The 20,524-nt window shown below is 54.7% G+C and carries 18 protein-coding genes and 1 pseudogene; 7 read left to right on the forward strand and 12 right to left on the reverse strand.

The genetic code is table 11. The features are described from left to right. Nucleotides 1-41 precede the first annotated feature (41 nt). The 8 genes from ptsP to ASE07_RS18795 form a co-directional block, all read right to left on the reverse strand. Nucleotides 42-1,805 carry a phosphoenolpyruvate--protein phosphotransferase gene (ptsP, locus tag ASE07_RS18760; protein WP_057292352.1) on the reverse strand — a complete coding sequence of 588 codons (1,764 nt, stop codon included), beginning with the start codon at nt 1,803-1,805 and terminating at the stop codon, nt 42-44. A gap of 38 nt (nt 1,806-1,843) precedes the next feature. Beyond that, complete coding sequence (locus ASE07_RS18765) at nt 1,844-2,113, reverse strand: HPr family phosphocarrier protein (protein ID WP_057292353.1); 270 nt, start codon at nt 2,111-2,113, stop codon at nt 1,844-1,846. 96 nt (nt 2,114-2,209) lie between these two features. Further along, nucleotides 2,210-2,617, reverse strand: a complete 408-nt coding sequence (locus ASE07_RS18770) for a PTS sugar transporter subunit IIA (RefSeq protein ID WP_057292354.1) — start codon at nt 2,615-2,617, stop codon at nt 2,210-2,212. A 215-nt stretch (nt 2,618-2,832) separates the two neighbouring features. Further along, nucleotides 2,833-3,768, reverse strand: coding sequence for a glutathione synthase (gene gshB / locus ASE07_RS18775; RefSeq protein WP_057292355.1), 936 nt, complete (start codon nt 3,766-3,768; stop codon nt 2,833-2,835). Further along, nucleotides 3,768-5,066 (reverse strand): glutamate--cysteine ligase, encoded by a 1,299-nt coding sequence (gshA, locus tag ASE07_RS18780; protein ID WP_057292356.1) that lies wholly within the window; start codon nt 5,064-5,066, stop codon nt 3,768-3,770. Before gshA ends, gshB begins: the two co-directional genes overlap by 1 nt. 449 nt (nt 5,067-5,515) lie before the next feature. After that, nucleotides 5,516-7,072 (reverse strand): ammonium transporter, encoded by a 1,557-nt coding sequence (locus ASE07_RS18785; protein WP_057292357.1) that lies wholly within the window; start codon nt 7,070-7,072, stop codon nt 5,516-5,518. Nucleotides 7,073-7,082: 10 nt separating this feature from the next. Beyond that, entirely contained in the window at nt 7,083-7,421 is a 339-nt protein-coding gene (locus tag ASE07_RS18790; RefSeq protein ID WP_057292358.1) for a P-II family nitrogen regulator, read from the reverse strand. Nucleotides 7,422-7,437: 16 nt separating this feature from the next. Continuing rightward, nucleotides 7,438-8,217 carry a TorF family putative porin gene (locus tag ASE07_RS18795; protein ID WP_057292537.1) on the reverse strand — a complete coding sequence of 260 codons (780 nt, stop codon included), beginning with the start codon at nt 8,215-8,217 and terminating at the stop codon, nt 7,438-7,440. 237 nt (nt 8,218-8,454) lie between these two features. Between ASE07_RS18795 and ASE07_RS18800 the strand changes: the two genes are divergently transcribed. The 7 genes and pseudogenes from ASE07_RS18800 to ASE07_RS18830 all read left to right on the forward strand — a co-directional run bounded on the left by ASE07_RS18800 (nt 8,455) and on the right by ASE07_RS18830 (nt 17,670). Continuing rightward, nucleotides 8,455-8,697 carry an accessory factor UbiK family protein gene (locus tag ASE07_RS18800; RefSeq protein ID WP_057292538.1) on the forward strand — a complete coding sequence of 81 codons (243 nt, stop codon included), beginning with the start codon at nt 8,455-8,457 and terminating at the stop codon, nt 8,695-8,697. Between the two features lie 152 nt (nt 8,698-8,849). Next, a pseudogene (locus ASE07_RS18805) lies at nt 8,850-9,773 on the forward strand (YifB family Mg chelatase-like AAA ATPase); the annotation flags it as partial. A gap of 1,176 nt (nt 9,774-10,949) precedes the next feature. Next, nucleotides 10,950-11,735: a hypothetical protein gene (locus tag ASE07_RS29895; protein WP_235548531.1), complete on the forward strand. Its 786-nt coding sequence runs from the start codon at nt 10,950-10,952 to the stop codon at nt 11,733-11,735. 610 nt (nt 11,736-12,345) lie between these two features. Next, the gene (locus ASE07_RS18815; RefSeq protein WP_156396770.1) at nt 12,346-13,782 is read left to right on the forward strand and encodes a hypothetical protein; all 1,437 of its coding nucleotides are present in this window, start codon (nt 12,346-12,348) and stop codon (nt 13,780-13,782) included. Between the two features lie 13 nt (nt 13,783-13,795). Next, on the forward strand, nt 13,796-16,273 hold the full coding sequence (locus ASE07_RS18820) for a hypothetical protein (RefSeq protein WP_057292361.1): 2,478 nt from the start codon (nt 13,796-13,798) through the stop codon (nt 16,271-16,273). After that, complete coding sequence (locus tag ASE07_RS18825; protein ID WP_156396772.1) at nt 16,270-16,815, forward strand: hypothetical protein; 546 nt, start codon at nt 16,270-16,272, stop codon at nt 16,813-16,815. The genes ASE07_RS18820 and ASE07_RS18825 overlap by 4 nt, the downstream gene beginning before the upstream one ends. 213 nt (nt 16,816-17,028) lie before the next feature. Beyond that, complete coding sequence (locus tag ASE07_RS18830; RefSeq protein WP_057292363.1) at nt 17,029-17,670, forward strand: hypothetical protein; 642 nt, start codon at nt 17,029-17,031, stop codon at nt 17,668-17,670. A 102-nt stretch (nt 17,671-17,772) separates the two neighbouring features. Here ASE07_RS18830 and ASE07_RS18835 read toward each other — a convergent pair whose 3' ends face one another. The 4 genes from ASE07_RS18835 to ASE07_RS18850 all read right to left on the reverse strand — a co-directional run bounded on the left by ASE07_RS18835 (nt 17,773) and on the right by ASE07_RS18850 (nt 20,451). Continuing rightward, complete coding sequence (locus tag ASE07_RS18835; protein ID WP_156396773.1) at nt 17,773-18,981, reverse strand: thiamine biosynthesis protein ThiF; 1,209 nt, start codon at nt 18,979-18,981, stop codon at nt 17,773-17,775. 75 nt (nt 18,982-19,056) lie between these two features. After that, nucleotides 19,057-19,530, reverse strand: coding sequence for a hypothetical protein (locus ASE07_RS18840; RefSeq protein WP_156396775.1), 474 nt, complete (start codon nt 19,528-19,530; stop codon nt 19,057-19,059). Next, nucleotides 19,511-19,960, reverse strand: a complete 450-nt coding sequence (locus ASE07_RS30830; protein ID WP_057292366.1) for a DUF7665 family protein — start codon at nt 19,958-19,960, stop codon at nt 19,511-19,513. The genes ASE07_RS18840 and ASE07_RS30830 overlap by 20 nt, the downstream gene beginning before the upstream one ends. A gap of 8 nt (nt 19,961-19,968) precedes the next feature. Beyond that, nucleotides 19,969-20,451: a hypothetical protein gene (locus tag ASE07_RS18850; RefSeq protein WP_156396778.1), complete on the reverse strand. Its 483-nt coding sequence runs from the start codon at nt 20,449-20,451 to the stop codon at nt 19,969-19,971. Between the last annotated feature and the right edge of the window lie 73 nt (nt 20,452-20,524).

Below are 20,524 nucleotides of genomic sequence, written 5' to 3' on the forward strand. Positions count from 1 at the left end.
GCAGCGTGCCGCACTGCATGATCCGCAAGCTTGATCTCAGCTCAGGCTGGATTTCCTTCTGCCCGCAATTGCTCCACTGCCGACATGATCATGCTCGGTTCCATCGCCCGCAAAATCTTTTTCATATGCGGCGCAATCGCGCCAAGATCGCTGTTCAGGATCTCCTGCTTCACTGCCAGCAATTGCGTCGGATGCATCGAAAATTCACGCAGCCCCATGCCAAGCAACAGGCGTGTCAGCTTGATATCCCCCGCCATTTCACCGCACACCGATACGGGGATGCCCGCTTTCGCGCCCATGGCAATCGTGCTCGACAGCAGGTAGAGCACGGCGGGATGCAAGGGATTGTAGAGATGGGCGACTTCGTGGTCGGCGCGGTCGATGGCCAGCGTGTACTGGATCAGGTCGTTGGTGCCGATGGAGAGGAAATCCATGCGCTTGACGAACAGCGGCAGCGTCAATGCGGCGGCCGGGATTTCGATCATCGCACCCACCTGGATCAGCGGATCGAACTTCTTGCCGGCATCGCGCAGTTGCCCCTTGGCCTGCTCGATCATGGCCAGGCTCTGGTCGATTTCAAATGCGTGCGCAAGCATCGGGATCAGCAATTTGATCGGGCCGTAAGCGGAGGCGCGCAGGATCGCACGCAACTGTGCGAGGAACATTTGAGGCTCGGCCAGGCAGAAACGTATCGCGCGCAACCCAAGTGCCGGATTGAGCGCGGTCTGCTCCGCGGCATCGAGCGGTTTGTCTGCGCCAATGTCGAGTGTACGGATCGTGACCGGCCGGCCCTTCATGGCCACCACTGCCTTGCGATAGGACTCGAACTGCTCGTCCTCGGAAGGCAATTTGTTGACGTAGCCGGTGCGGCCCATGAACAGGAATTCCGAACGGAATAGGCCCACACCCATCGCGCCCGCTTCCAGCGCACCCGGGCAATCGTCCGGCAATTCGATGTTGGCCAGCAAGGTGATCGGCGTGCCATCGCGGGTGATCGCCGGCGTCTTGCGCAGCTTGCCGAGCTTCTTGCGGTCACGCAGTAATTTTGCCTGGCGCTCGCGATACTGTTCGAGCACACTCGGCGCGGGATCGACGATAACGACGCCGGCATCGCCATCGATGATGACCCAGTCGTCCTGCTGGATCAGCGCCGATGCGTTGAACATACCGACCGCTGCCGGAATATCGAGACTGCGCGCAACGATCGCGGTATGCGAGTTCTGGCCGCCCAGGTCGGTAACGAAGCCGCCGAACGCACGGTCCTTGAACTGCAGCATGTCGGCGGGCGAAATGTCGTGCGCGACGACGATCATGCGTCCCACGCTTTCGTCGCCATCGGCATTCGACGGCAAGGTGGATGCCGTGCCGGTCAGCACCTTGAGCACGCGTTCTCCGACTTGCTGGATATCGCTCTTGCGTTCGCGCAGATAGGCGTCTTCGATCTCGTCGAATTGCGCGGACAGTTCATCGATCTGCGTTACCAGCGCCCATTCGGCGTTGTAATAGCGCGAGCGGATGATATCGAGCGGCACTTCGGCAATCATCGGGTCCGACAGGATCAACGCATGCACATCGATGAACGCACCAAGTTCCGCCGGGGAATCCTTGGGCAAGTCGTTCCAGATGGTCTGCAATTCCTTGTGCACGGTCGCGATGGCTTTTTGCAGGCGCTGGACTTCAGCCTCCACCTGCTCTTGCGGTACAAGGTAATGTTTGACGTCCAGGGCGGCGGGCGCAAGGATATGCGCACGGCCGATTGCAATGCCGCGTGATACCGGAATGCCGTGTAAGGTAAATGAAGCCATCGATGTGCGGACTTGTCTATGCGTATTGTGCGTACTGATTATTCGCCTTCGCCAAACTTATTCTGGATCAGCTCGACCAAGGCATCGAATGCGGCCTTTTCATCGGTGCCGTCGGCTTCCAGTGTGACCTTCGCGCCCTTGCCGGCGGCCAGCATCATCACACCCATAATCGACTTGGCGTTGACGCGTCGTGCGTTGCGGCTGAGCCAGACTTCGCTCTGGAATTTGGCGGCGAGCTGGGTCAGTTTTGCCGAGGCACGGGCGTGCAGCCCGAGCTTGTTGATGATTTCGATTTCCTGTTGAATCATGTCTGCTTATCGTTATCGTTGTGGAAGTCCGTCGTGTTTCTGCGTGCGCCTTGTACTTCAATTTTTACTTGTATTTCTACTGCATTCGCCGTTGCTTCAGTTCGGTGAAAGCCGGACCCGGTTGTCCACCCTGACCGCACCGCTCTGTCCGCCGGCCAGCGCCATTTCGACAACAACGTCGATGGTATCGTTGCGATAGGTGAGTGCACGCAGCAGCATCGGCAGGCTGATGCCGGCGATCACCTCCACATGCCCGGGGCTGCACAGCCGCAGCGTGCAATTGGAAGGCGTACCGCCCATCACATCGGTAATCACCAGCACACCGGAACCGTCGTCAAGGCGATTGATTGCTTCCTGCGCCACCCGGTTGACTTCGGCGGTGTCCTGGTCGGCACGCACATCGATCGCCTCCATCCTTTCGGGACGCGCGCGAAACACATGGGTCGCCGCCTCGATGAAGGCGTTGCCCAGAGGTGCATGCGTAAGTAGAAGAATGCCAATCATGATTGCTCTTTATAGACCGACTGCCGTGTTGTCCGGCGGCTTCCGCGTCTCCCGCGATGTCGGCCTCTCCGTTAGCGGTGCTTCGGCACCTGTTGATTGTTTTTCGATAGTTACGACGTAGTTGCGACGTATGCTGCTGTACGCTGATGGCGGCTTGATGGCAACAGGCAGCAAGTCATTTTCTCCACGCCGCCGTCACGGTCGCCGCTGGTCTGCTACTGCTTTTCCAGGGCCTCGATAAACATCCCGGCAACGTCGAAACCGGTTTGCTGCTTGATTTCCTGGAAACAGGTCGGGCTGGTCACATTCACTTCCGTCAGGCAATTTCCAATGATGTCTAATCCTACCAGCAATAATCCGCGTCTAGCCAGAACTGGAGCAAGAGCTTCGCCGATTTCCCGGTCGCGATCCGAAATCGGCTGGGCGACGCCCAAACCGCCTGCGGCGAGATTGCCACGCACTTCGCTGCCTTGCGGAATGCGCGCCAGGCAGAACGGCACCACTTGACCGCCGATCAGTAGCACACGCTTGTCGCCCTTGACGATCTCCGGAATGAAGCGCTGCGCCATGATGCTGTGAGCCCCATTGCCGGTCAGCGTTTCGATGATGGAGCCGAGGTTCATGCCGTCTTCGCGCACCCTGAAAATCCCCGTGCCGCCCATGCCATCGAGCGGCTTGAGTATCACGTCCTTGTGTTCTTCATGGAAGGCGCGGAGTCGGGCGGCATCGCTGGTCACCAGCGTCGGCGAGGTGAACTGCGAAAATTGCGCGATCGCCAGCTTTTCATTGTGGCTGCGGATCGCCTCGGGCCGGTTGCATACGCGCGCGCCCTGCTTTTCCGCGATTTCGAGCAGATAGGTCAGGTACACGTATTCCATGTTGAACGGCGGGTCCTTGCGCACCACGATGGCATCAAACGCATTGAGTTCCACCGCTTCCGGCGCATCGGCGCGATACCAGTCATCCGGGTCGCCTGTCAGCGTGATGCGCGCGACGTTGGCGCTCACCTTGCCCCCTTCCAGGGCCATGTCCTTCTGCTGGAACGCATAGATGGCGTGACCGCGCCGCGCCGCCTCGGCCATCATGGCAAAGGTGGTGTCCTTGTAAATCTTGAAGTGATCGAGCGGGTCCGCGAGAAAGGCAAATTTCATCAGTAGACTTCCGGGTTCGGATCGGTTTTTTCAAGCTCGAGAGAGGCCGCCAGCAAGGCCATGCGCGCCACGACGCCGTACATATAGAAGCGGTTCGGCGGCGCGGTACCCGGCTTGGCTTGCAAGTCTGGCAAGGCATGCTGCTGCGCGAAAGCGAGCGGCACGAAATGCGCGCCTGGCGAGTTGAGGTTTTCATCGACACCACGCTCGGCATGCACCCGATAGAAGCCGCCGACCACGTAACGGTCGATCATGTAAACCACCGGTTCGGCCACCGCGTCGTTGATGTGTTCGAAGGTATGCACGCCTTCCTGGATGATCACGTCCGAGACTTCCAGTCCTTCCTTGACCACCGACATCTTGTTGCGCTGTTTGCGATTGAGATCCTTGACTTCGCTTGCATCCTTGACGGTCATGATGCCCATGCCATAGGTGCCTGCATCGGCCTTGACGATCACGAAAGGCGTTTCCTTGATGCCGTATTCCTTGTACTTCTTGCGGATCTTGGTCAGCAGCGTGTCGACGTTGGTCGCCAGGCATTCCTCGCCGGTGCGTTCCTGGAAGTTAATTTCGCCGCAGCGCGCGAAATACGGATTCAGCATCCAGCCATCGACATCGATCAGCTTGGCAAATTTCTTGACCACTTCGTCATACGCGGCAAAGTGATTGGTCTTGCGGCGCACCGCCCAGCCGGCGTGCAGCGGCGGCAGGAGACTTTGCTCATGCAGGCCTTCCAGCACGGACGGAATGCCGGACGACAGGTCGTTGTTGAGCAGGATGGTACAGGGATCGAAGTTCTTCAGACCCAGGCGGCGGCCATTGGCCGAGCGCTCCAGCGGTTCCAGGGTGAGGGTGCTGCCGTCGGGCAGGTCGATATGGGTGGGCTCTTTCACGTCGTCGGACAGCGAGCCGAGACGCACATTGAGACCGGTCTGACGGAAAATCTGGATCAGGCGTGCGACGTTTTGCAGATAGAAGGTGTTGCGGGTGTGGCGTTCCGGGATCAGCAACAGGTTCTTGGCATCCGGACAGTATTTCTCGATCGCGGCCATGGCGGCCTGGACTGCCAGCGGCAGCATTTCCGGAGACAGATTGTTGAAACCGCCGGGGAACAGGTTGGTATCGACCGGAGCCAGCTTGAAGCCGGCGTTGCGCAGGTCAACCGAACAATAGAACGGCGGCGTATGTTCCTGCCACTCGAGACGGAACCAGCGTTCAATTGCCGGCGTTGCGGCAAGAATCTTTTTTTCGAGGTCGAGAAGCGGGCCGTTCAGGGCCGTGACGAGATGCGGAACCATATAAAACCTTCCAAATAGGTAAAGCGCTTGCAAACCGGCTGAATCAGCTGCACGCGCCGCGCGAGGCGTGTATGCGTGGCGGTCGGGGCAAATCCGGAGCCGATTTTCCGGACAGGCTCTCCTCGGCGCTGCAGTTCCCGACGCTACCGCCTTCATGTCGGGGCGGAAAAGCGCTTTTCAACTACCTGGGTTCTGCGGCATCGGAGCGATACCGATTCTAATGGTAATCCTCGTTTTGCGTCGGGCGGGGCCTCAAAAGTGCCGATTCAGCTACAAATACCGGAATTTGTGGCCGGGCAGAAGGATACACAGATGCCATGCCGGTCAAATTAATTGCGTTTACGACAACAAAGTGCCGATTGAGGACGAAAAAAAAGCGCCTCCGAGGAGGCGCTTTCAAGTCCTGCTTGCGCAGGCAGAGAATTGCTTGCTGCTATGCCGGTTGGCGATTACGAGTGATAAGCCGACTCGCCGTGGCTGGAGATGTCGAGACCTTCGCGCTCTTCCTCTTCCGGCACACGCAGACCGACGATCAGATCAACCAGCTTGTAGGCGATGAATGCCACCACGCCGGACCAGATCACTGTCGTCAGGACGCCCTGGAACTGGATCCACACCTGGCCTGCGATCGAGTAGTCGTCCGCAACCTTGTTGGCAACATAGTCATAGATGCCAGTGCCGCCGAGGGAGGGCGCCGCGAACACGCCGGTCAGCAGGGCGCCGAGGATACCGCCGACGCCATGCACGCCAAACACGTCGAGGGAGTCATCCGCACCCAGCAGACGCTTGAGGCCATTGACGCCCCACAGGCAGATGATGCCAGCCAGCAGGCCGATCACCAGACCACCCATCACGCCAACGAAACCGGCTGCCGGAGTGATTGCCACCAGGCCAGCGACCGCACCGGATGCGGCACCCAGCATCGAGGGCTTGCCTTTGCCCATCCATTCGCCGAAGCTCCAGGACAGCGTTGCGGCAGCAGTCGCCAGCAGGGTATTGACCAGAGCCAGGGCAGCGGTACCGCCTGCTTCGAGTGACGAACCGGCGTTGAAACCGAACCAGCCCACCCACAGCATCGATGCGCCAACCATGGTCAGTGTCAGGGAGTGCGGCGCCATCGATTCCTTGCCGTAGCCGACACGCTTGCCAATGACGTACGCACCTACCAGACCGGCGATCGCAGCGTTGATGTGAACCACGGTGCCGCCTGCGAAGTCAAGCGCGCCCTTCTGGAACAGCCAGCCGGCGGCGGCCGTCGCCTTTTCCGCTGCCGCTGCATCGGTGTAGGCATCCGGACCAGGCCAGAACCAGACCATATGTGCCATTGGCAGGTAAGCGAAAGTGAACCACAGCACGACGAACAGCAGCACTGCGGAGAACTTGATGCGCTCGGCGAACGCGCCGACGATCAGGCTGCAAGTGATGGCTGCGAAGGTTGCCTGGAACGCTACAAACACGAACTCCGGAATCACCACACCCTTGCTGAAGGTCGCCGCCACTGTTTCCGGCGTAATGCCCTTGAGGAACAGGCGATCAAAAGAGCCGATGAAGCCGCCGCCTTCGGTAAATGCAAGCGAGTAGCCATAGACGCACCACAACACCACGATCAGCGAGAAAATCATGAAGACTTGCATCAGGATCGACAGCATGTTCTTGGTGCGGACCAGGCCGCCGTAGAACAGTGCCAAACCGGGAATGGTCATCAGGATCACGAGGACCGTGGCGATCATCATCCAGGCGGTATCACCCTTGTTGGGAACCGGTGCCGGCGCTGCTGCGGCAGCCGGTGCTTCGGCTGCGGTTGCTGCAGCGGCGGCAGGAGCGGCAGCCGAAGCGGCCGGTGCGGCGGCGGACGCAGCGGGTTCAGCAGCGGGAGCAGCGGCTTGTGCTACCACGATGGCTTCGGATTTTACCGCGGGTTCATCCGCAGCCATCGTCGGCTGCGCAAAGCCGACTGCGAACAGCAGCGTGCTGGTCGCGAGGAAGCTTGCCAATAATTTTTTCATCTGGGTCTCCTTAGAGGGCTTCTTTGCCGGTCTCACCGGTACGGATACGGACGACTTGCTGCAGGTCGTAAACGAAAATCTTGCCGTCGCCGATTTTGCCGGTGCGTGCCGCGCTTTCGATGGCTTCAATGGCGCGATCAACGATGGCATCGTCCACTGCGGCCTCGATCTTGGTCTTGGGCAGGAAGTCAACGACATACTCGGCGCCGCGATAGAGCTCGGTATGGCCCTTCTGGCGACCGAAACCCTTGACCTCGGTAACGGTGATGCCCTGCACACCGATCGCCGACAGGGACTCGCGTACTTCGTCCAATTTGAACGGTTTGATGATTGCAGTGATGAGTTTCATGGAAACCTCTTGGGGATTAGAACGTTTTGGAAAGCGACAGTACAGCCGTTGTCTTGCCCAGGTCGCGTGACTTAGATCCATTGGTCGCGGTGTAGAAGGCCTCATCCGCATTGGTGCCGATCACTGCCAGGCCCAATGTCGCAAAGCCAAAATCGCGTGCAACGCCGACCTTGTAATCGGTGTAGTCCAATTCGCCGTAGTGGCGCACCTTCTGGTGACCGACGTGGAAGCTCAGGGTAGTCTTCTCGGCGATCTCGAAGTTAGCTGCCAGGTCGAGGTAACCGGAACCCTTGGAGTCGCCGCGCGGTGCGAACCCCGTTGTGCTGTTGAGGCCGAAGAAGTCGGTCACGCCATGGCTATACTTGGCGGAGAACCATTTGTAAGTCGCACCGATGTAGATTTCGGTGTTGTCGAATTTTTCGCCGGTGGTGCCGATGGTCGAACCCGGGTAGTAGTAGTACAGGACGCCGATGTCAGCAGTCAGGTCTTCTACCGGAGTAAACTTGTAGCCGGCGTAGAAGTCCATTTCGAGGCTCGCGCCACCTGGGTACTGAACACCGCTGACGTTCGAGTTCCAGTTACCGGCATAAAAGCCGCTGCTGTGCGCATAATCGAACCCGCCCTGGAGCGTCGGCTTGCCGAAGGTCTGGGAAATACCGCGGAAACGATAGTCGCTGGCCAGAGTCAAGTTACCTGTGAAGCTATGTTCTGGTGTTTCAGCGGCGGCGGCTTGCTGTGCCGAAGCAGAGGTGGATAAGGCGGCAAAGACGGCGGCAGCAAGAATCATTTTTTTCATGTTAGTCCCTTTTTTGTCGGTGAAAAAATACGTGGCATTGCATTTATCCAACTACTTAGCAGGACTCATGCCACCGTTTTCATGCCACAATTGCGTTATCAGAATTTCTATTTCTTGGACTGTTTGCAAGTAAACGCACTGCAGTTGAAAGTGCGCACCACGTCGAACGCACCATGCTGAAGCGGCGGTCTTCATATCGCACCACCGAGGTGCATATTTTTTAAGCAAGGATTGATGATGAACAAGAACGACTTTTTTAATGACCTGCAAAGCAAGATCAACCAGGCAATCGAAAACTCGCCGATGAAAGATGTCGAGAAGAACGTGAAAGCGATGATGAGTCAGGGCTTTTCCAAGCTGGACCTGGTGACGCGCGAGGAATTCGATATCCAGGCGCAGGTACTTGCCAAGACCCGCGCCAAACTCGAAGCGCTGGAAGCACGCGTGACCGAACTGGAAGCACAGCTGAAAAAGCCTTGACCCTGCGCTTGCCACTCGGGCAAGCCCCAATCGCCTCATTCGTATCGGCATGCATTGCGCACGGATAGCGCAGTCACAGGCATGCCGATACCTATGCCCCTGGTCGGTCAAGGCCAGCGCGCGGCATGCCAAAAACAACAACATGAGGTTCAATGAGCTTAGCTGTATTGAAGAGCCGCGCCCTGTCGGGCATGCAGGCTCCCGAAGTGACCGTCGAAGTCCATCTGGCCAACGGCCTGCCCTCTTTCACCATTGTCGGCTTGCCCGACACCGAAGTGAAGGAATCCAAGGACAGGGTTCGCGCCGCGCTGCAAAACGCCCGTTTTGAATTCCCCGCGCGACGCATCACCGTCAATCTCGCCCCTGCCGATCTGCCCAAGGAATCCGGCCGCTTTGATCTGCCGATTGCGCTCGGCATCCTCGCCGCGTCCGAGCAAATGCCCGGCGACGAACTTGCCAAGTACGAATTTGCCGGTGAACTCTCGCTGTCCGGTGAACTACGGCCCATCCGGGGCGCGCTGGCAATGACCTATGCCATGCATCGCGCCGGCGACGCGTCAGGAAAACAGCGCGCCTTTATCCTGCCGCGCGCCAACGCCGACGAAGCGGCGATGGTGACCGATGCGTCGATCTACCCGGCCGAATCGCTGCTGCAGGTCTGTGCGCACTTTGCGTCACGCGACAGCAGCGCCCGTCTGGCCCGCCATCGTGCGGAAGCCGCACCGGCGAGGCCGGTCTATCCGGATTTCGCCGACGTCAAGGGACAGGCACAGGCCAAACGGGCGCTGGAGATTGCCGCGACAGGGGGCCACAGCGTACTTATGGTAGGTCCTCCGGGCACCGGAAAATCCATGCTTGCGCAACGCTTTCCCGGCATCCTGCCGCAGATGACCGACGAAGAAGCGCTGGAGTCGGCCGCAGTGCAATCGCTGACCAGCGGCTTTTCAATTGCCCGCTGGAAGGCGCGTCCTTACCGCGCGCCGCACCATACCGCTTCCGGCGTGGCGCTGGTCGGCGGTGGCAGTACGCCACGCCCAGGAGAAATCTCGCTGGCGCATCGCGGCGTGCTCTTTCTTGTTATATCCACGTCAGAATTCATTAGACCAAGTTACTCCTGACGTCACTGTCCACCCTCCTTCAAAGATATATCCGTAATCGACTGTATTAGTTCTAGCAGTTGATAGTCTTCGGACCGGCACAGATACCGCTCTCCATCGGAATGCAATGACTGAGAGGTCATTGCTGACAGCCTCACCGTACTCTCAAGTGCCAAAGTTAGTCTTGAGCGATAACCATACCTCGGTACCGTTTGTCTTTCGATAGCCAACCATCCCCTCCATAACAGCTCTCACATCCTGGTCTCGCCCCGTCATTGCAGTCACCCAAATCCTTTGTAAAAGCAAAAACGGAAATCCACCATTTGTACGTTTGCTGGTGTTTTGTATAGTGCTATTGCTGTCGTTTAATTTACCGTAAGTATATGATTTTAAAGGAATTTAATCGTTGACGCCTTGGTTTCAGAGTGGCAGAATTGCCCCCAGCAGCAGTACGAACAGAGTTACAAGGGGCAGCAATAGATGGACACAGTGATACCAAACCTAGAAAGCGGTATTGATACCTTTGGCATCGAAACTTTCTTAGTGCATTTCGGCAACGAGGTAAGGCCCCGCCAGCCTCTACGTAGCATTTGATGAATGGCTTGGAAGGTTTATTACAGTGACCCTGACATCACTGCAAAAGCCGGTTTCGGTAGAGTTGCTCGGCTTCCCTGCATATTCGACGACCGTCCCGGCTATCACCGCCGCGCGAGTCGCTACATCATCGAGCGAGGTCTAGGCCGTTGGGACCCAATACATCGTGGTAACCCCCCAAGCGAAACTCCACTAACTGATGGAACGATATGGAACTACGCATGTTGGTTACTCAACTTTTTAGAGTGGGCAAGCCTCCGAGGTATAGACCTCACTACATGCACTTACGCAGACCATGTCAGAGGACGTTACCAAGAAGAAATGCTCAAAGGCATTTGGTCACGGGACGGCGATGGACTGGGGCCAAAGACCATTAATCTGCGAGTCCAGCAAGCCTGCGATTATCTGAATTGGACAGGTGACAAGGGATATCGAGCGCCTTTTATGGTGCCTTATGAGGTAGTGCCAGTTAGGGTCGCTAGCAAGACTAACTATGGACCAAGAATAAAGCATGTCCGACAACGAAAGGGAAAGGTTCGTCAGAATAAGCGCCGACTAAGAATGCCAACAGACGGCGAGGTGCGTTCGTGGCTCGATAGTGTTTATGCCAAGTTTGGTGAAGCCCTTGGGCTGATGTGCGAAACCATCCTATTGACTGCAATGCGACTTGAGGAAGTCGCCTGCTTTCGCATAGATACATTACCGCCGGACCCAGAAGACTGGCTCATCACAAACCCAATTGCTCCCCGCAAAGACCAGCTGGTAGAGATTGAAATCATGTATGGCACGAAGGGGCCCTGCAACGGATACGACCATGGCGACAAGATTGGGCCAGCTCGTTTCATAAAAATTCCATTAGAACTCGCAGAGCGTCTGCATGTGTACCGTAAAAAGCACCGCAATCCTGCACTCAAGCGATGGGTTAATGCGGCGACATCGACACTCGAGAAAAAGCAGCGTGTAGATGAAGCCGTGCACTTGTTTCTTGAGGAAAGTACGGGGGAGCGCATCAAAAGCAAGCGTCTCTACAACGCATGGACGGGGGTAGATTTGCCATTCAAGGGGTGGTCGCCACATCTAGGTCGAGATTGGTGGGCGTGTTCCGTCCTCTGGATAGGTCTTCAACAACACAAGCATCTGCTCTCCTTAGGCGGGAACGTTGCGCAAGAGCTTCTTGAATCAAGCGGCATGTCGATTATTCGACTACAGATTCAGCCTCAGTTAGGGCACGCCGACGACAAGACAACAATGATTTATTTGCGGTGGGCTGCAGATATGTTTGGTACTGCCCTATCGATTCGGTACGCCAACGACAATGAGGATATCCTCGAAATGGAACAAACCTAACCAAGACATGGGCATTCGAACTTACAACAAAGACCACCTTAGAGAACTCGCACCGCCGGTGGTGTTAGCAACTACCTCTGTTACAGCAACAAGCTCTATCTCCGATGACCTTCTACGTTTCTGGACCAAGAATCCGGACACGCCAGTCCTAGTAGATTTGCATGTCTTCAGAGATGGTGAATATGAGCGAAGTATCAGAGGCGGGTCTTGGTTGGGCCCCTTCAGCGGTCGCCCGAAACTTATTGACCAACTCGCTCCTGCAGTCCGGGGAATTCTCGAATACGCCGCAGCTAACACGACCGTTCAATACCTGCATGCATTTCGGACATGGTGGCGTCTCCTGGATGCAGTTGAGAAGGTTGTCGTTCCAGGAAATATCTCTATAGCGCCTGTGAACGAAGTAAGTGACATTACGGAAATTCACCGTCGGTACGCATATGACCGAGGAATGGCCCGTCTTCCATTCACAAACTTCATACGCATAGTCAATTTAGTGCGAAAAACACATGGACTTTCGCAACTCTATTGGAGTCCGCCCGAGCGGCCCGACCCAAGCAGACATCTACCACCTAAGAGTCAAACGGACAAAATTCGATTTGCACTAAAGCGTATGTGGTTCGATGCGGTGTATCGCTGGGAAAAGACGGAAGAACTGATGCTTAGTCAGGCACCAAGCAATGACAAGGATGCGGCGCTGCTCCGTAACTATCAAAAGTTTCAGCTGGCGGTTCGAGTTATAGGCAACCCTAAGCCTAGCGGAAAGGAAATTTACGGCGATATGTCAAAAGACGTCTTCCAAACCAATGGCTATAGCGTTCCGACTATGCTAAGGGGTAATTATCCGGATGCTTGCGATATCAGAGCCGCATTTCATTTGTGTCTGGCCGACACCGGATGGAACTCATCCGTATTGTTGAGTCTGGACGTCAACGAGGAATTCATAGTTCCTCACCCTAAAGACCCGAAACGCTATTTAATGTATGGGCATAAGGCGCGAGGCGACTCTGAACAGATTACAGAGGGACTATTTAAGTCGCGGGGTTCTCCCGGCGGCATCTTGCAAATACTGATAAAGCGCACTCAGCCTCTGCGAGAACAGCTTCATATAGACCTTGCAAAGCTCAAAAAGGAATTCGAAGAATTGAGGGCGAGCGGCTCCGCATCAGAGGTGCTTGATGAGAAGCATAAACAAATCGTAAAACTAGAGCAAGGTACTCGCTCTCCTTGGATATATGCGGTGCCAGGCAGAGGGAACATTACTTGGTTAGATGAGGTGAGTTACGGCCGTGGAGTAGATAGAACTCAACGGGGAAATTTCCTTGACGAGCTAGTCGAGCGCATAAACCTAACGCAACCACCAAACGAACAGGTTACCAAAATGAAGCCTGCTGACTTTCGGGACGCTTTCGCAGCATACGCTTATCGAATAAGTGGTGGCATGGTGCTGTATGTCATGAAGGCTTTAGGGCATAAATGGCCTGGAACTACCAAAGATTACTTAGACAATACATTGCTCAATGATGAAAGCGACAGGCTCTACCGTACTTTCAGCAACGCTTTGTGGCATGAAGTCAAGTTCCATGGCCGTGTGGACTCAACCATCATTGCAAAATGGTGTCGAGAAGGTGACGTCAAAGAGAAAGAGCGGAATCGGCTGCATGAATATCGCGCGCTAAGGCGCAGTCGCATTGGTGTGGGGTGTAAAGACCCAACGAATCCACCCAAACATATCGCCCCGACATTCAAACCTGATGGAGAGGCAATGTGCCCCGTTCACCGCTGTACATTGTGTCTTGAAAATGCGGTTATCTTCCCAGATAGCTTATATGGTCTGACCAAGCGATTAGCCGAATTGCTACATATTCGGTCGAGAATGTCAGCCGTAGCGTTTGCTGAATCGTCCTTTGGTGAGGAGCTCACAAACACGACACTAGCACTGCAGCATTTCGATGAAAAAGAAGTACAAGCTCTCTTCGCGGATTGGGAGCAGCGCATTGCAAGTGGCGAGCATCGGGTCATTGACTCCGACGGCATCCTCAGTACTTAGGAAAGACATATCTATGGAGCGTAAAAATTTTTCCGCCGAAAAGACTCCGTCTCCCACGGCGAACATCATAGCCAATAACACAGCTTTCGGTATTCCTCAGAAGCTCTCCCGCGAACAAGAAATCAACGCTACTCGCAATCGCGTCTTACTACATGCGACTGTGGAATCCATTCATCTTCTGGACAAAGACGGCATCTTAGTCATTCAAAACCTTTTGCAACACGGTAGCACTTATGGTTTTTGGTCAACGCCGAGAAAATGGGCACCTTCGGAACATAGTGAAGCAACTCTAAACGTCGACTTGCGGAAAAGAATTGTTCACTTCCTACCTAAACGTCATCAACGCTTAGTTAATGAAGCTGATGCCGCGAAAGCAAACATTCAACACTTTTCAGAAACTGGAGAAATTCTTCCACTCCAAAGCGCAGCTACATGGGTGCAGCACCTTCTTGAAGGTGCCTTACTGACTATCACACGGTATCTCGTCCTTCTTCGGATGGGCCCAGTAGGAATTGGAGACAAACGGAGGAATACATCACTTGACCCAAGCAACGTCAAAGATATTGGATACAGCTATTTCTCTCAATTACTTGCGTTAGGCGTGTCTAAATGGCTGGGGCAGAACCTAAGCGGCGGAGCCTTGGAAGACGTCACTCCAATTATGTCCCCTGTGAACGTATGTTTTTTGAGTTGCATTCAAGCGGCAGACTTGGACTCGATGAGCACGTCGAGTAAGAAATACGCGACCCGCGAAATTCAAAGGATGCGTATTCTCAAAGAACGAGGACTATGGAGCGATGTGCCTGCTATCAGTGACACCACAACGAAACCAACGGATGTAGCTGGACCTGAGCGCCTAAGGCAGTCACAGCAAAAACCGAAGGACCCGCACCGTCCCCTCCCCGACGATTACGTGTCTGAAATGGGTCGGCGAAGTCTTTGGCTGATACAGGAGCTCGCACCAAACTTGCTAACTATTGCACAGGAAATTCAGTCGCTTTGGCAGAGCACTGACGACTTAACGGTAACACCAAAAGCAGTAAAAAAACGCCGTATTACACAGGTAAGAAAGTATCTTTGTAGTTACGTTTGGCGCGATAGTCAGGGAGGCATTATCAGTGCACCTCTGTTTTCTATTCGCTTGGCGCAATCGGGTAAAAAAAGAAAGAAGAAGTCCGGCAAGAATTCAGTTGTATGTAGCATTACGACTAAGGATGTGGAAAAAACAGAAGAGGCCCCCCTAGACAAAGAGGAAATGGTCGTGTTGAGTACTTCGGAAGGCTTGGCTTGGCCACCTAAGAGCTTTGCTCAAATCATGGTTCTCCTGAACAACGTTCAGCTTGCACACCTCTTTGTCGTTTCGCTTTCAACAGCAGGACGAAAATCCGAAACGTTCAATCTTGAACGATGGTGTGTTCAATACGCTCGCAATGGGATGCCCTATGCGAATGGCCGAACGTTCAAACTTGTCAAACGCCATGACGGAGAAATTCGCGATTGGGTGTTACCTGATTTGGCAGTTCAAGCGATTGAACAGCAGACAAGGCTGGTCAGTCTGGCTGAGACCATTGGCCCGTTAACTCCCAAACGCCAGCCGGACGGAGGGAAACCACCTCCGCAATCGCTTGGGACACACCTATGGGGCCGTGTATCCGGCCTCGGCAATAGCAAGCGAACAGAGCCATTACATGACATCAATGGTGCCCTTATTGCGTACGCCATTGCTTTGGGCATGGAAACAGCTCCTGGCGGCCAAAACCTTCGTTCGCATCGATTCAGAAAGACTGTAGCCCGCCTAGTAGCATTGGCTTTAACTCAAGCCCCAAAGGTGCTAATGGACGTCTTTGGTCACGACTGTATCGAATCAACCCTGTACTACATACTCAACGACAGAGATTTGCGGGGCGAAATCGAAGAGGTCAGCCGAGAGCTGAGAGTAATGCGCGCCAAGGAGGTCATAGAGGCAATAGTCGCTAGCGAAGACAAACCGGAACCGCAACTTCCGCTCGGTGGTTACGGTGGCCCGGCTGCGCTAATGATAGGTAGAGCCATTGAAGTCCAGAAAGAGCGCTTGCATCAGCATGGCGACGAATGGGGAGCAAATAGTGCTATCGAATTAGCAGAAATACTTACCCTCCAAGGAAAAGCATGGCAGTTGGTCAGAGAGGGAGTTATGTGTACAAAGTTTCCAGGCACCGAATCAGGCCCATGCAACAAAAGCAAGGGACATCCGGAGCCCTCACGCTGCCAATCCAGCTGCAAACATAGGCTTGAGGATGCGTTCCTGCGTGAAGATGTAGATGGTGCTATTCAGGCTTCAGTTAATGCATACAAAGAAGCTGGCGCGAACGGCGAGGACCTGGTTCAAGCTCTGTGGGCCGGCCAGATTCGCACTCATGTGAGACGGTTCGAGGACCTACGTGAAAAATGGATGAAGGACACTACGGTTCAGCAGGTAGTTTCAGAAGCCGAAGACGAGGTGCCTGCGTGAACGACACAGCTACACCCAAGCCGACCCGGCGCTCGGAATCCACACGTGCATTGATTAAGGAGAGGGCGTTAGAGAGAGGGAAAGAACGGTCTCAAGGGTTTGAAATGCATGTACGCTCAGTGATGAGAATCATCGAGCAAGAGCTAGCTAACAACGAAGACAAATATCCGCATAACAAAGGCGACCTCTCCTTAAATGAACTTGCTCGACGAGCTGATGTTCACCCTACAACGTTCTTTAGCTCCAAACAGCGCGATTTTGGCCTTGAGGTAAAGAAATGGCTTGAGGAAATCAAGACTGGAAAAGTGATTGGTCGTGGTGCTGTCCGTCGCGAGTTAGCCGACCGTATCGCGAATTGGAAGGCACTTTATGACGGCCTTGCCCAATCTCACCGCGATACCGAACTTGAGCTGCAGCAGGCCGAAGCTGACCTTATTGCAGCACGTGCAGACATCGAAACCCTACAGCGTGAGAAGCAGCGCCTACAAGAAATCTTGAGTGAAATGTCTGATAAGAAGGTTGTATTGCTACACCAGCCCTAAAGTTGGTCTAGCGGATGCTACTGCTTTCTAGCTAGATACGACATTTAAATGGTGCTTTTGAAGTAGCGCCATGAGAACTGACATGTGCGATAAGAAGGTCACCACCTACCTGTACACATCGGGCGGCATCCTGCGCTTTTGCTTCACCTTGCAACAGCACTTGAGTGTGAGCCCACATAAGGGCTCGATGTAGAGGCTATAAGAGATTTAAATATGAATGATGAACTCGAATTTCACTTCGGAGGGCGCAAGTTCTATCCGGTATCGGTCAAATTCTTCAATACATATGCAAAGAATTTATCAAGACTAACCGGAGATGGACTACAGCGTTCAAGAGAAACGCTGGCGCAAATTTACGGATATCGAAATGTTTTCGAACTCCAAAAGGCCTTGGAAGAGGAATACATTCCTGGACCATTTGAAGACGAGATAAATTACGAAAACGCGGATGTCGAAGCCATCCAAGATGCCCTCAACACGAGGAATGCACTCGCGTTACACATCATCCTTGAACGAGGTCAAGCCTTTTACGCGAACGGCGCGCCAGCACCGAATCTATTTCAAGTATCCGTTCTTGAATTGTTCAGCAGTCCAAAATCTCATTTGCAAGCATTTAGGTCGCTTCAGATTCCCAAAACGACCTCCAAAGAGCGGATGCAAGAGCGGAGAAAGTATCTTCCATGTATTGATGCCGATGAACCTATGCAAGCCAAAGTACCTGTTGGGAAAGTCACTGATTCTATTATGGAGGTTGAAGAGTCCGTTCACTTCTCGCAGCCACCTCTGAAAAAGGAACCGCCGGCTGTCGTCGTCACGCACAAGAGGCGAAAACAGATACTAAAACCATCTGAATAGTCAGATATTCATCATCAGAAGTGCATAAGACAGGGTAATCCCTAGTTTTGACAACCAAAGCCAATGCAGTGAGCTTGTAAAAGCCAAGACCCATTGGCCGCCTTACGCAGTCTCGACCAGTTCGGGATTGCGCAGGCTTAGGTCAATGACATTGTGACCAGCTTCGCCCGCTCGACGGCGCATCAATTCTGCTACGAGCATTGCGGCTGCATAACAGCCCACAAACGGGGCACCCACGGAACGTGTTGCCAGCGTCGTGACACCACAGGGGTCCGCCCCCTTTGTGACCAACGCTTGGTAGGCAGGCGCGAGCGGCTTCGGTCCAGAAACTACGTTACCTGCCCAGATTCGAGCCGCAGAAGAGGTTCCAGGGAAGCCGCGGACTCGCAATGCACGGAAATCGCTGTAGCCAGAACCTAAGCCAGCATCAAGCACGGTAGAAAAACCAGCCCCTTCACAAATACGTCGGGCGCTCGGATTGTCGACGCCGAATAATGCAGTCATTGGTTCTGTCGCCGCGACATGAGTTGCTGCATCGAAACGACGCTCAACAATACGTGTTCCAAATCCACGACGCTCCATCCAAGCTGCCACGGTTCTTGTCTTCATACGTTTCAAATCCGAAGCCCCAGACAAAACCGACGTTGTGAGCGTAGATTCAGTCACGATGTCGATGTCTTGCAACACAAGCTGTATTGCATGCTGCTGCCGCATCAGACCGAGTGTCCAACAGTAGGCCTGTCCCAAGTGGCCCAAGCCAATAAGCCAGAGGCCCCGGTCAAGCGAAGCTAACGTGCCGGCAGATGGCTGAGCTAAATCAGCCTTCATTGACCAGAGCGAAAAGCACATCGCTCGGCGTCCTGCATAAGGGCTGTCTCCGCGAAGAATTGAGAAGGCTTCGCTTACAGCCAATGCACCGGCTGCAACACACGCTGGTACGAAAGCGTCAGCATCTGATGTCGCCTTTCCTCCAATACCAAACGACCACCCAACTGCCCAAGGAGCCAGCTTTGAATTACCGACGCCTCCTGCAACGGTACCGATGTAAATTTCCGGCCAAGAACCCGACTGTGTGGAATTCGAATGCACTCCAGCCCAAGTCGAAAAGTCAGACAGTTGGATGCCTTCAAAGCCATGTACGACGAGTTCGATGTCCCGGGTGCCGCAGATTTGTACGTTTCCTTGGAAACTTCTCGCCGCAGTGTTGATGACGGTGAGCGCAATTATCTGCAGCGCCGGAGATTCCGCAACGTCGGCTCCCAAAACCACGCGTACTCCATATTGAGAAAATGTAGCGATGGCTTCATCCATGGTAGTGGCCTCGCCGCTGTCAACGAGCAGCTTCATCAGGCGGTGAAAAGAGTCTGCATGTATCACTATTTTTCCTTAGAGTAGTTGGATTCGGTTTTGCGCATCCTGGCCGTAAAAACTAGACCACTGTTTCCCGCCCAAGTAGACATTTACGCTAACGTCGCTCGGCATTACGTTTCCTTGCGCATAGTGGGGCACGATGAGTGCGACATGCCCCGCTTGCGAAATCATTGGATTGGTTTTGTCGGACACGCTTTGGCGGGGACCTTTCGGGTGGGTATGTATGTCGCCGACTACCGCCATCCCAAATTCGGAGCACTTACCCCAAAGTTTGGTGAATGCAGCTGTGCTGAGACAGACATAGCCCTTTGCCAGTGCGTTCGGGTCCAACGCGTCATAAGGCACCCACATGCGCACACGGCGAGTAAGTCCGTTAGCATCCCCCAAGAGGAAAGCACCAGATTCGCGGATACCGCCGCCACGAAGACGTAGGTCGGAAATCAGGTCTGTCCAAAGCGGCGTTGGCATTTCAAGCAGATATGAGTTCATGGCTTTGCAAAATTTCGTGAATGGCTTCGACGTATTGGAGCAGTCCGCGTGATGGGTTCCAGATGAGATGAGGGTGTTCCCCATGCCAGTTGTCATGGCCCACAATGGACTCGCGGTCGCAGGGGATGTAGAGCGCCGCGCCAGCCTTCCATCCGGGATTGAAAACCTGCGACACACGTCCGCCTCGTGGCCAAAGATGGGCGGCAAGCTGCTGCTGTGCCTGGTAATCCCAAGGCGTCCCTTGAGGAGGGCGCCCTGGGTAACCAGAGCATTCGAACCGGATGCAGACAGCGTGCCCATTGCGGTCAAAGACCTCGATAAATGCATGGGGCCAATTGAGCGAGACGAGCCGCCAACGGCCGCGTGCAGCACCTGCCTTGAATCGGCCAGAGGCGAGGTCTGATTCCAGAGCTTGGCATTCCTGGTTCATATTTCCTCTCAGCCGTTGACGCGAGGCGCGGGGACCAAGTCGAAGCAAACCGAGTCTTGGGGTGCCTTCACCAAGCAGCCGAGGTGCAAATCCGGGTCAGGACGGGTGTCGGTACCGGAGAGTTGCAACATCAGCTCAGCAGCGTCGGACGGGGTGACGCCGAACTCGTGCGCAGCCCAGCGTTTGACGCGTGCGATGGTGGTGTTCGGGCGGAATGTATGGTGTGCTTCACGGCCCGCGTAGCGGACATTCACGGTGATGGATTTCAGACGGTGCAGGTGCAGCCGCAGGCCGTCGGTGATGGTGTCCACCTTATCGATGGCATCTTCGTCATCATCATCTTCGATGAAGAGGAAGAGCATCTCGCCGAGGTGCACTTCTGCGATACGTGCCAGGCACGCTTGACGGACAGCATTTTTGGAGGCGCCCTCCTCGATTTCGAGGACCTCAATGTCTTTGAGCAGTTCGGATTGAAGGAATACTTGAGTCATGGTCATCTTTCAGCGGGCCATGCAAAATGTGGCCCTCACCTACTCAATCGACGCATCTCCTTAAAACCCGAAC

The organism is Noviherbaspirillum sp. Root189 (assembly GCF_001428545.1).
Classification (GTDB): Bacteria; Pseudomonadota; Gammaproteobacteria; order Burkholderiales; family Burkholderiaceae_D; genus Noviherbaspirillum.

Excerpts from the sequence above, each read along its gene's own strand:
- ASE07_RS18785 (WP_057292357.1), bottom strand. The coding sequence starts at position 7,072 with ATGAAAAAATTATTGGCAAGCTTCCTCGCGACCAGCACGCTGCTGTTC.
- ASE07_RS18795 (WP_057292537.1), bottom strand. The coding sequence starts at position 8,217 with ATGAAAAAAATGATTCTTGCTGCCGCCGTCTTTGCCGCCTTATCCACC.
- gshA (WP_057292356.1), bottom strand. The coding sequence starts at position 5,066 with ATGGTTCCGCATCTCGTCACGGCCCTGAACGGCCCGCTTCTCGACCTC.
- ASE07_RS29895 (WP_235548531.1), top strand. The coding sequence starts at position 10,950 with ATGCCAACAGACGGCGAGGTGCGTTCGTGGCTCGATAGTGTTTATGCC.
- ASE07_RS18835 (WP_156396773.1), bottom strand. The coding sequence starts at position 18,981 with ATGGATGAAGCCATCGCTACATTTTCTCAATATGGAGTACGCGTGGTT.
- ASE07_RS18800 (WP_057292538.1), top strand. The coding sequence starts at position 8,455 with ATGAACAAGAACGACTTTTTTAATGACCTGCAAAGCAAGATCAACCAG.
- ASE07_RS18820 (WP_057292361.1), top strand. The coding sequence starts at position 13,796 with ATGGAGCGTAAAAATTTTTCCGCCGAAAAGACTCCGTCTCCCACGGCG.
- ASE07_RS18770 (WP_057292354.1), bottom strand. The coding sequence starts at position 2,617 with ATGATTGGCATTCTTCTACTTACGCATGCACCTCTGGGCAACGCCTTC.
- ASE07_RS18790 (WP_057292358.1), bottom strand. The coding sequence starts at position 7,421 with ATGAAACTCATCACTGCAATCATCAAACCGTTCAAATTGGACGAAGTA.
- ASE07_RS18850 (WP_156396778.1), bottom strand. The coding sequence starts at position 20,451 with ATGACTCAAGTATTCCTTCAATCCGAACTGCTCAAAGACATTGAGGTC.
- ASE07_RS30830 (WP_057292366.1), bottom strand. The coding sequence starts at position 19,960 with ATGAACCAGGAATGCCAAGCTCTGGAATCAGACCTCGCCTCTGGCCGA.
- ASE07_RS18830 (WP_057292363.1), top strand. The coding sequence starts at position 17,029 with ATGAATGATGAACTCGAATTTCACTTCGGAGGGCGCAAGTTCTATCCG.
- ptsP (WP_057292352.1), bottom strand. The coding sequence starts at position 1,805 with ATGGCTTCATTTACCTTACACGGCATTCCGGTATCACGCGGCATTGCA.
- ASE07_RS18765 (WP_057292353.1), bottom strand. The coding sequence starts at position 2,113 with ATGATTCAACAGGAAATCGAAATCATCAACAAGCTCGGGCTGCACGCC.
- gshB (WP_057292355.1), bottom strand. The coding sequence starts at position 3,768 with ATGAAATTTGCCTTTCTCGCGGACCCGCTCGATCACTTCAAGATTTAC.
- ASE07_RS18840 (WP_156396775.1), bottom strand. The coding sequence starts at position 19,530 with ATGAACTCATATCTGCTTGAAATGCCAACGCCGCTTTGGACAGACCTG.
- ASE07_RS18815 (WP_156396770.1), top strand. The coding sequence starts at position 12,346 with ATGTGGTTCGATGCGGTGTATCGCTGGGAAAAGACGGAAGAACTGATG.